Origin of the sequence: Psychromarinibacter sediminicola (assembly GCF_029168335.1) — a bacterium.
Classification (GTDB): domain Bacteria; phylum Pseudomonadota; class Alphaproteobacteria; order Rhodobacterales; family Rhodobacteraceae; genus Psychromarinibacter; species Psychromarinibacter sediminicola.
In genome coordinates this window covers 1-2887 of record NZ_JARGYC010000159.1, presented here as the reverse complement: position 1 = coordinate 2887, position 2887 = coordinate 1, and the positions used below count along the sequence as shown (strand labels likewise).

Below are 2887 nucleotides of genomic sequence, written 5' to 3'. Positions count from 1 at the left end.
CCGCCCAATCCGCAACCGACACGCCCGTCGCTCCCTGTCAGCCCCAACAATGACACAGAGGCACAATCGCACATGAAATGAAACTGAAGTACTAGGCTGTACGTCATAAAGCGGGGTCTCGACTGGTTCGACGTGCAACTCGATGCGGACTTCCCCGCCGCTACTGCCAGTGAACCGCGACCAGGCACTATACCTGTAGCGTTAAAGATGCACCAAAAAGAATGAAGATTCTAACAATCAGGATCATAGCCAAACTTTTCAAAATCAATCCGAAAATGCTCAAAAATTGCCTTCTTGCTCCGATCACTCAATTTCTCGCTTCGACGCAGCGACTTATCACTTTCATTGTGGCGACCAACTTCTGCAGTGATTCCAGTATTTTTCTGTACAATATGCCATTTTTCTGAAAGCTCCTCAAGTTTTATGACCTCCTGCACGATAATAGATCCTGAATCGTCAGAGATCCAATTCATGCAAGGCCCGAACATCAAAGGATTATCCAGATACGCCGTATCTTTTTCAATGTAGCAGCGCTCAACCCATTGATTTAATGTGAGGTGCCTATCACCAAGCCCCGTTTGGTTCGTTTTTACTCGATAGCTATAATGCGACGCGACTTTGTCATAAGGGTGTCGGATAGTACAAAACGTAAACTTCTCTTTCCAGCGATTCTCGCCAATTCGGGCTCTCCTTTCCTTTGCCGTATCATGTATGGTAAACGGAATTCCGAGCGCTCTCTGAATACTTGTGCCGCCGCATTTATTGATGTGTATAAATACAAAATTTTGAAAGTATTTTTGATAGAGGATATACCGATCATCTCTTCCAACTCCCAATCCGTCTCGGATTTTTTTCGCTGTGGTAAGAAATAGATTCTGTCGCATTTTGATCGCTCTTTGTTCACACATAGTTATGGAGCGTCTGATCTACCAGCTTGGCTTCGTCGGTTTAGCTAATTCGAGGCGTCGTGATGCGACGCGCACGCGACCTGACGCTTGTTCCCCGAGGGACGGCCAAGGCAGTCGACACATGGTGGCGATTGGCCACGCTGCACGACACTGGATCGGCCGTGGGGCGTTTTCCATCTGCATCGCGCGGGATTCCCCTCGACCCGGGCCGCTGTCCGGCAAAGCCGCAGAAGTCGTGTCGTGTAGCATGGCGATTGGCCGGCACACGATCAAAAAGACCGGAAAGTCGTGTGGTTCCCTGGACATTGTAGCTCACTTATCCAACGGTTTTAGTCTAGTACAAGAGGTTGGAGTCTTGTTTAAGATAAGCATCGCTAGATTCCAATTCCAAGTGTGACACCCGGTATAGCCGGGATCGCCATGGGACAGAGATACAGCCAGTTCACACTTGGGGAGCGTTGCCGCCTACGCGGCCTGATGGAGACTGGTCTTTCGAAGACGGAGATCGCGCGCCGGTTGGGCCGGCACCGTAGTACGCTCGACCGGGAGCTCGGGAGGAACAGCAACGTCGACGGCTATCGCCCGGAGACGGCGGACCGGCGGGCCTGGGCGCGAAGGTTCAGAGGATCGCGGATCGAGCGCTCCACCCGCCTCAGCGCCCACATCGAGGACCGTCTTGCCATGGGATGGTCGCCCGAGCAGATCGCCGGGCGGATGGAACTGGAGGAAGTCGAGCACAGCGTCTGTACAGAGTCCATCTACCGCCATGTCTTCAGCCCGACCGGCCGGCGCGCCGGCCTGCCCAGGCTCCTGCCGCAGCGCAAATCGCGCCGAGGACGACGGGCTCGGAACGGCCGCCGCGCCCCGTCGATCCCGAACCGTACGCCCATCTCCCAAAGGCCCGGCAGCGTGGTGGACCGGCAGGAGTTCGGTCACTGATGGTGTGGATACCTCACCCCGCAACGGCATCGCGATGTGCCAAGATGGTGATGTTGAAAGCACCAGAATGGAGGAGGTATCCGTGGAAGAGGTTACAATCATCGGGATCGACTTGGCAAAGTCGGTCTTTCATCTGCACGGTGCGACAGCATCCGGGAAGCCGGTGTTCCGCAAGAAGCTGTCGCGAGCGCAATTCATACGGTTCATCGGTGATCAGCCGCCGTGCCTGGTGGCCATGGAAGCCTGTGCATCATCGCACTATTGGGGCCGGGAGATCCTGAAGCTGGGCCACGAGGTGCGCCTCATCCCGCCGATTTACGTTAAGCCTTTCGTCAAAAGGCAAAAGAACGACGCCAATGATGCCGAGGCCATGGTCGAAGCCGTTGTTCGCCCGACCATGCGTTTCGTGTCCGTGAAATCGGCCGAACAGCAGGCACGCTCAATGGTCTTCAAGACGCGCGACCTGTTTGTCCGGCAGCGCAATGCCATCATCAACGCGTTGCGCGGACACCTGATGGAATACGGCATCATCGCCCCCGCCGGTCGAACCTTCGTGAAGAAGCTCGCGAAGAAGATCGAGGCCCCCGAGAGCGACTTGCCGCCGGGCGTCATCGAACTTTGCCGCCTGCATCTCGATCAGCTCGATATTCTGGACGGCAAGATCATCGAGATCGAACGCCGCCTGAAGGACGAAGCGAGATCGGACCCGCAGACGATCCGCTTGCAGACAGCACCGGGTGTCGGCCCTGTCACAGCCATGGCGATCCAGGCCTTTGCTCCACCGATGGAAGGGTTCCGAACGGGGCGGGATTTTTCGGCATGGCTTGGCCTCGTCCCTGTCCAGAAATCTACCGGTGGCCGACAAATTCTGGGGCGGACCTCGAAAATGGGCCAACGGGACATCCGAAGGTTGCTAATCATTGGTGCCATGACGCGGATCAGGTGGGCAGTGAAGAACGGACCTCCGAAAGGCTCCTGGCTTGAACAGATGCTGGCGCGCAAGCCTCGTATGCTGGTCGCTATCGCGCTCGCGAACAAGA

At 55.9% G+C, this 2887-nt stretch carries 3 protein-coding genes; 2 read left to right on the top strand and 1 reads right to left on the bottom strand.

Annotated elements, in window-relative coordinates; translation table 11 throughout:
- Nucleotides 1-230 precede the first annotated feature (230 nt).
- The gene (locus P1J78_RS24465; protein WP_275569986.1) at nt 231-884 is read right to left on the bottom strand and encodes a sulfotransferase family 2 domain-containing protein; all 654 of its coding nucleotides are present in this window, start codon (nt 882-884) and stop codon (nt 231-233) included.
- Nucleotides 885-1328: 444 nt separating this feature from the next.
- Here P1J78_RS24465 and P1J78_RS24460 point away from each other — a divergent pair, with 444 nt between their 5' ends.
- A complete protein-coding gene (locus P1J78_RS24460) occupies nt 1329-1847 on the top strand; it encodes an IS30 family transposase (RefSeq protein WP_275569985.1) in 519 nt (172 codons plus the stop codon).
- An 82-nt stretch (nt 1848-1929) separates the two neighbouring features.
- Nucleotides 1930-2887: IS110 family RNA-guided transposase (locus tag P1J78_RS24455; protein WP_275569987.1), on the top strand; the 958-nt coding region annotated here is incomplete at its 3' end.